Raw genomic sequence first — 7,117 nt, 5'->3', positions numbered from 1 at the left:
CATCGAGCGGGATCGGGAGGTCGGCGGCACACGCCTTCGCCCGGCAGGGTGCCACGCTCGTCCTCGCCGCCCGGAGCCACGACTCGCTCGAGGCCGCCGCCGCGGAGTGCCGCGCGCTCGGCGCCGAGGCGGTCGCGATCCCGACCGACGTCGCCGACGAGCACCAGGTCGCCGACCTCGTCGCCACGGTCACGTCGCGGTTCGGCCGCATCGACGTGTTCGTCGGCAACGCCGCGCTGTTCGTCTACGGCCTCTTCGAGCAGACCCCGACGGCGGCGTTCAAGCGCGTCGTCGACACGAACCTCTACGGCCACCTCAACGCGATCACGCACCTGCTCCCGCACTGGCGGCAGCGCGGCTCCGGCACGTACGTGCTCGTCGGTTCGATCCAGTCGTTGCTCTCCGCGCCGTACCAGTCGGCGTACGTCACGAGCAAGCACGCCGCGCTCGGCCTGATCGACGTCCTCGGCGACGAGTTCGCGCACACCGGCATCCGGTTCACGACGCTGCTCCCGTCCACGATCGACACCCCGATCTACCAGAACGGCGCCAACTACACCGGGAAGAACTCGCACCCGCTGCCGCCGACCGTCTCGGTGGACCGCGCCGGTCGCGCGGTCGTCCGGGCGGCGGCGCACCCGAAGCGCTACCGGTACGTCGGGCGGGTCCAGGCCTCGCTCGTGCCGCTGCAGTACGTCTTCCCCGGGCTGTTCCACAAGATCACGAAGCCGATGGTCGAGCTGTTCGCGCTCCGCGGGACCGGCGCGCCGACCGACGGCAACCTCTGGACCCCGGCGGACGCCGGCAACGCGACGGACGGCGGCTGGGTCGCGAAGCGGCGTCGCGTCACCCGCCCCCTCCTCGTGCTCGGAGCGGTGGCCGCGGTCGCGACCGTCGCCCTGGGTCGCGCGCGACGGTAGACCGGGGGAGCCGGTCCCCGGGCGCGACGACGTCACGGACGGGAGGCGCGGGGCGGGTCCGACCCGCGCCTCCCGTCCGTCAGGTGGTCACCTCGGCGACGGACGGGGCGCTCGTGATCGACGCGCCGGCGTCCGCGACCGCGGCGAACGCGAGCTCACAGAACATCGCGTCCGCCCACGAGAACCACGGCCGCGAGAACGCCGACGGGTCGTCCACGTCGAAGGACTCGTGCATGCGTCCCGTGCCGGCGTCCGTCCCCAGCAGCACGTCGAGCAGCTCCAGGCGGCGTGACGGCGTGCCGGTGAGGCCCTCGACCGCGAGCGCGATCGGCCACACCCGGTGCGGTTCCGTGTGCGGGCTCCCGATGCCCGCGGCGACCGCACCGCTGAACCAGTAGGGGTTGTCCGGCCCGAGTGCGAACGCCCGGGTCGCGGCGGCGACCGACGGGTCGAGGACGTCCGGCGCGTCGAGCGGCAGGGACAGCAGCGACGGGGTGTTCGCGTCGTCCATCAGGACCACGCCGCCGAGGCCGTCGACCTCGTAGGCGTAGATGCGGGCGTCGGGGTCACGCGGGTGCGGCACGACGCCGTGCTCCGACACCCCGCGGAGGATGCCCTCGCGGAGCGCGGTCGCGTCCGCAGCCAGTGCGTCGTCCGACCAGACGTCAGCGGCGAGGGTTGCCAGGTCGCCCAGCGCCGACGCGGCGTGGAGGTTCTCCGGCACGTTGTACCCGTACGTGCAGGCATCGTCCGAGGGGCGGAAGCCGCACCATGTCATGCCGGTCACCGCGACGGGGGTGCCGCGGCCATCGCGGACGAGCGTCTCGGTCGGCTCGGGCACGTCCCGGACGAACCGGTACGGCGAGCGCTCGTGGTCGGTCTCGAGTCGGAGCTGGTCGACGATCGTCCGGGCGACCGCGTGGGCCTCGGGGCCGAGGTGGTCGGTGCGGCCGGAGGCGCGGTGGACGGCCGCGGCGAACTGCACCGGGTAGGCGAGGCTGTCGACCTCGTACTTCTGCTCCCACACGGTGGGGTCGTCGCAGAGGTCGCGGTCGTCGTAGTGCGCTCCGGTCGGACCACGGTTGAACGCGTTGGCGTACGGGTCGTGCGCGATGCTGGCGAACTGCCGACGGGCCACCGCGACGAGGACGTCGGCGAGCTCTCGGGCACCGGTGGCGAGCGGCGCGGTCGCCGACGGGCCTGCCGCCTGGACGAGTCGCAGGTACGGGAGCATCTGCGTCGTCGAGTCACGCATCCACATCGCCGGGATGTCGCCGGTGATGACGAACGCGGTGCCGTCGTCCTCGATCGTGATGGTGTGCTCGAGCGTCCGGTGGAGGGCGTCCTCGACCACGTCCCCGGCGCGTTCTCCCACGCTCGACCGGACGGCGTCGGCCGCGGCCCGGACGAGCGCGGAGACGCCGTCGCTGACGATCACACCGACACCGGGCGGTCGGCCGTCCGCACCGGCGCGATCGTGCCGGAGCGAGCGCCCTCGTAGGCGGCGAGGATCATGCCGAGCACGGCGAGCCCCTCACGCTCGGTGTGGATCGGACGTGTGCCGTCGCGGAGGCACGCGCCGAACGCGGCGATCTCGGCCGAGAACGTGTCGACCTCGTCGAACGTCACGGTCTCGCTGGTGCCGTCGCGGAGGTCCCACCGGAGCGTCGTCCCGTCGCTGGTCAACGACCCGGCCTCGCCGACGACGCTGAACCGCTCCGTCCCGGCGGCCGGCTCGTACGCCCAGCTCGTGACGAGCTGTCCGACCGCGCCGTTGTCGAAGCGGAAGAGGCACTGCGCGGAGTCCTCGCCCTCCATGAACGCCAGACGGTGGGTGGAGAGCATCGCGGTCGCCGACACCGGGACGCCGCCCGCGAGGTGCATGAGCAGGTAGCTCGGGTGGTAGCCGGTGTCGATGAGCTCGCCGCCGCCGCTCGTCGAAGCATGTGCGCGCCAACCCATGTTCGACGGGTCGAACTCGTTCCGGAACGAGTCGGTCGTGCGGACCTCGTACACGGTGCCGAGTGCGCCGCCGTCGATGAGCTCCTTCGCCTTCGCGACCGCGGGCATGAAGAGCTGGTTGTGGGCGCACATGAGTGTGACACCGGCCTCGCGGACGGCGGCTTCGACGTCGGCGGCCTCCTCGGGCGTGAGGCAGAGCGGCTTCTCGCAGAGGACGTGCTTGCCGGCCCGGGCAGCGGCGACGATCGCGTCGCGGTGCAGGTGGTGCGGCAGGCAGATGTCCACGGCGTCGATGTCCGCCAGGTCGAGCATCTCGCGGTAGTCGGTGAACGACGGCACGCCGAGTTCGGTGCCGCGGGCCTCGGCGGTCGCGGGGACGGCGTCGGCGACGGCGCCGATCGTGATGGTCTCGGCGTGCTCGCGGTAGCCGTTGATGTGGAACGTGGCGATGCCGCCGCCGCCGATGAGGCCGACGCGGATCGGGGTGGTCAGGGTCGTGGTCATGCGTGTTCTCCGGTTGGTGGTGTCGTGCGGGTCAGGCGGGCACGGGTGTCGCGGCCGCGGCGTTGGCCGCGGCGACGAGCCGGGTGAGTTCGATCGCGCGCGCGAGGTTGTCGTCAGCCCGGGTGCCGTCCTGGGCGTGCGCCACCCATCGTGCGAAGGCGTCGGGGGCGTCGTCCGGTACCGGCAGTTCGACGGTCTCGCCGCCGTACGCGGGTCCACCGGCGGTGAGGCGGTTGCCGTCGTCGGTGTACGACACCCGTCCGGTGGTGCCGAACAGGTCGATCGTGAACGGCGTCGCGGCGACGAACCCGGCCTCGATGACGCCGATCGCCTGCGAGGCGTAGCCGACCGTGACGACCGCGTGGTCCTCGACCGCGCGGCCGGTGACCGAGCGGTACACGGCCTCCACCGTCTCCGGTGCGGCGCCGAGGAACAGCTGCGTCAGGTACACCGGGTGGCAGCCGAGGTCGGTCAGGGCTCCGCCGATCGCCGTCGCCGGGTCGAAGAACCGCTCGGGCAGCCACGGGGCGATCGCGCCGTCGTGCGACAGCCGCACTCGGGCCGAGGTGAGCTCGCCGAGGCGGCCGCTCGCGATCTCGTCCGTGATCGCCCGCGTGTACCCGTGGTACAGCCGGGGGAGCGACACGACGAGAGCGACGCCGGCGTCGTCGCAGGCGCGCACGATCGCCTCGCTCTCCTCGACGGTCGGTGCGAGCAGCTTCTCGGTGAAGACGTGCTTTCCGGCACGGGCCGCGCGGGTGATGACGTCGTGGTGCACGTCGGTCGAGGTGGTGATCGTCACGGCGTCGACGTCGTCCCGGGCGAGGAGCGCGTCGAGGTCGTCGGTGTACGGCACGCCGAAACGCTCAGCGCCCTCGCGGCCGCGAGGCTCGTCGTCGTCCCAGACGGCGACGAGTTCAGTGTCGGGGTGGTCGACGGCCTGCTGGGCGTAGTCGCCGGCGTGGACGTGCCAGAAGCCGAGGACGGCGACACGGATCGGGGCGGTGGGCATGGGGAGGGTCCTTGTCGGTTCGCGGTGGTCGGTGGGTCCGTCCTGGAGGCACAAGGGGTGCCGGCTGGTCGGGTTGTGGTCCGCTAGACGCGGACCTTGTCGTAGTCCTTCGGCAGCGCGAACGGTGCGTAGGTCTGCATCATCGGGTCGACGCGGTTCTGTGCCCGCTCGACGGCCTGCTCCGGAGTGGCGGTGCCGAGGAGCACGCTGGAGCGCGCGTCGGCGAGGGAGTCCCACCACGCGCCGCCGACGGGCAGCGGCGGGCGGCAGGTACTCGCGGTGATCGACTCGACGAAGTACCGGATCGACTTCGCGGAGCCGTTCGGGTCCTCGAGCGCGGCGATGTTCGTCGGGACGCTCGTCGCGGGGACCATGTAGGTCTCCTGGCCGCGCTTGCCCGTGAAGTACTTCATGAGCTCCCACACCGCCTTGGTCTTCTTCGACCCCTTCGGCAGGCAGAGCGCGAAGCCGCCCGACCAGGTGTACTTCGGGTCGCCCTCCTGCTGCACGGGCAGGTACGCGGTCGTCCAGTCGAGGTCCTTCGGACCGAAGTTGTCGAACGTCTGGATGGTCGACGGCACGCTGACCATGAAGGCCATGCGGTTCGCGAGGAACGCGGTCTGCCCCGGCGGGTGGCCGGTCGGTTCGTAGGTCGCGATGAAGGTGTCGGCGTCACGGTACCCGTAGCGCTTCGCCCACTCGGCGTAGAAGTCGTAGATGCCGCGGACGCTCGCGGAGTCCATCGTCATCCGGGAGTCCTGTTGGTCGTAGTACGACGCCCCGAGTCCGAGGCCCCAGGTGAACGGCCAACCCTCGCCGTACCACGGCAAGAGCCCCATGTGCGTGTAGTCGCCCGCCGACTTCTTCGTGACCTGCTGGCTGACCTCCCACATCCGGTCCATCGTCACGGGGCCGTTCTGCTCCCAGTCGAACTCGTCGAGGTCCACCCCGGCGTCCTTGAGCATCGTGCGGTTGACGAACATGCCGCGGGCATCGGTGTCGTGCGGGAGGCCGTACGTCTTGCCCTCGTAGGAGACCTCGCCGACCGCGAAGCCGAGCCACTGCGACAGGAACTCCTCCTTCGACTGGTCCTCGTACTCGGCGATGAGGTCGTCGATGGGTTCGATGAGTCCGATCGCCGCGTACTGCGCGGCACTGAACCGGTCGAGCAGCCAGAGGTCCGGAGCCGTCCCGCCGCGGACCGCCGTGATGATGCTCGTCGCGTCCCCGGTGCCCTGTGACGGGACGACGTCCACCCGGACATCCACTTCGGGGTGCAGCTGCTTGAACTGGTCGATCACCTTCGTCTGGAACGGGACGAACGTGCCCGTGACGCCCCAGAGCGACACCTGGTTCGGGTTCGACGACCGGGATCCGGTCGCGCACCCCGCGGCGAGCAGTGCGAGGGCACCGGCACCGGCCGTGGCGGTCGCCCCCCGCAGGAAGGATCGGCGGCTGAACGCGGAGGTCATTTGAAGCTCCCGATCTGGACGCCCTTGAGGAACGTCCGCTGGAACACGAAGAACAGGATCACGAGCGGCAGGATGATGAGCACCGAGGCCGCCATCAGCTGGTTGAACTGGAAGTCCTGCGAGTTGTTGAGGCGGAACACCTGCAGACCGATCGACAGCGTCTGCACACTCTGGTCCTGCAGGTAGATGAGCGGTCCGAGGAAGTCGTTCCACGCGCCGACCGCGGCGAAGATGCCGACCGTCACGAGGGCCGCACGCGCCTGCGGGAACACGATCGTCCAGAGGATGCGCCACTCGGACGCCCCGTCCATGCGGGCGGCGTCGAGGAGGTCCTTCGGGATCTGGAGCAGGAACTGTCGGAGCAGGAAGGTGTAGAACGCGGACCCGAACAGCGCCGGCACCACGAGCGGCAGGAAGGTGTGATCCAGCCGAGCCGCGCGTACAGGTCGAACATCGGGATGAGGGTCACCGGGAAGGGGATGAACAGCGTCGCGAGCACGACGTAGAACAGCCGGTCGCGGCCGCGCCACTCGATGCACGCGAACCCGTACGCGATGACGAGGTTCGACACGACCGAGAACATCGTCACGAGGACCGTGATGACCAGCGTGTTCCGGAAGAACGTGAAGAACGGCATCGCCTGCACCGCTTGGGCGAAGTTGCCCCAGTCGAGCCAGTGCGGGAACCACGTCGCGGGGAAGGCGCCGAGCTCGGCGTTGCCCTTGAGCGCCGAGATGACCATCCAGTAGATCGGGATGAGGAACAGCACGCTCATGGCGATGAGCACGATGCGCGCCGTGACCGACGACCAGACGGAGCGGACGGACCCGTCGGCGTTGCGGGACGCCCCGCGGTCACCCTTCGCAGCGGCGGTGGTGGTGGACTTCGTCACTTCGGTGGTCATGGCGTCACTCCCCGGTCACGTCGTAGTTCACGAACCGCTTGGACAGCCAGTAGACGAGCCCCGACAGGAGCATCCCGGCGAGGAACAGCAGGACGGCCATCGCGCTCGCGAACCCGAGCTGCGCGTAGCTGAACGCGTTCTTGTAGAGGTACAGCATGTAGAACAACGTCCCGTTGTCCGGCGACCCGAGGCCTCCCGTCCCGGACGAGATCACGTACGCCTCGGTGAAGACCTGCAGGCCGTTGCTGATCCCGGTGATGAGGTTGAACAAGATCACGGGGGAGAGCAGCGGCAGCGTCAGCGCGAAGAACTGCCGCACCGGACCCGCGCCTCCACGCGCGCG

The 7,117-nt window shown here is 70.5% G+C and carries 7 protein-coding genes; 1 reads left to right on the top strand and 6 read right to left on the bottom strand.

The window, feature by feature from the left end; all coding sequences use genetic code 11:
• Positions 1–920: SDR family NAD(P)-dependent oxidoreductase (locus I5E_RS21650; protein WP_022907036.1), on the top strand; the 920-nt coding region annotated here is incomplete at its 5' end.
• Positions 921–999: 79 nt separating this feature from the next.
• Here I5E_RS21650 and I5E_RS11000 read toward each other — a convergent pair.
• The 6 genes from I5E_RS11000 to I5E_RS10975 form a co-directional block, all read right to left on the bottom strand.
• Entirely contained in the window at positions 1,000–2,358 is a 1,359-nt protein-coding gene (locus I5E_RS11000; protein WP_022907035.1) for a glycoside hydrolase family 125 protein, read from the bottom strand.
• Entirely contained in the window at positions 2,355–3,386 is a 1,032-nt protein-coding gene (locus tag I5E_RS10995) for a Gfo/Idh/MocA family protein (RefSeq protein WP_022907034.1), read from the bottom strand. Before I5E_RS10995 ends, I5E_RS11000 begins: the two co-directional genes overlap by 4 nt.
• A 31-nt stretch (positions 3,387–3,417) precedes the next feature.
• Complete coding sequence (locus tag I5E_RS10990; RefSeq protein WP_022907033.1) at positions 3,418–4,398, bottom strand: Gfo/Idh/MocA family protein; 981 nt, start codon at positions 4,396–4,398, stop codon at positions 3,418–3,420.
• Between the two features lie 83 nt (positions 4,399–4,481).
• Entirely contained in the window at positions 4,482–5,870 is a 1,389-nt protein-coding gene (locus tag I5E_RS10985; protein WP_022907032.1) for an extracellular solute-binding protein, read from the bottom strand.
• The gene (locus I5E_RS26430) at positions 5,867–6,271 is read right to left on the bottom strand and encodes a carbohydrate ABC transporter permease (protein ID WP_261974910.1); all 405 of its coding nucleotides are present in this window, start codon (positions 6,269–6,271) and stop codon (positions 5,867–5,869) included. The genes I5E_RS10985 and I5E_RS26430 overlap by 4 nt, the downstream gene beginning before the upstream one ends.
• A 507-nt stretch (positions 6,272–6,778) precedes the next feature.
• Positions 6,779–7,117, bottom strand: a 339-nt coding sequence (locus I5E_RS10975; protein ID WP_042723783.1) for a carbohydrate ABC transporter permease, incomplete at its 5' end; no start/stop codon positions are given.

The organism is Curtobacterium sp. B18 (genome assembly GCF_000333375.1).
Taxonomy (GTDB): Bacteria; Actinomycetota; Actinomycetes; order Actinomycetales; family Microbacteriaceae; genus Curtobacterium.
Note: the sequence above shows the minus strand (reverse complement) of the source record. Positions and strands in the feature narration are given on the sequence as shown.

What these genes read in the sequence shown, in the direction of transcription:
- I5E_RS10985 (WP_022907032.1), bottom strand. Translation starts at nt 5,870, where the DNA reads ATGACCTCCGCGTTCAGCCGCCGATCCTTCCTGCGGGGGGCGACCGCC.
- I5E_RS10990 (WP_022907033.1), bottom strand. Translation starts at nt 4,398, where the DNA reads ATGCCCACCGCCCCGATCCGTGTCGCCGTCCTCGGCTTCTGGCACGTC.
- I5E_RS10995 (WP_022907034.1), bottom strand. Translation starts at nt 3,386, where the DNA reads ATGACCACGACCCTGACCACCCCGATCCGCGTCGGCCTCATCGGCGGC.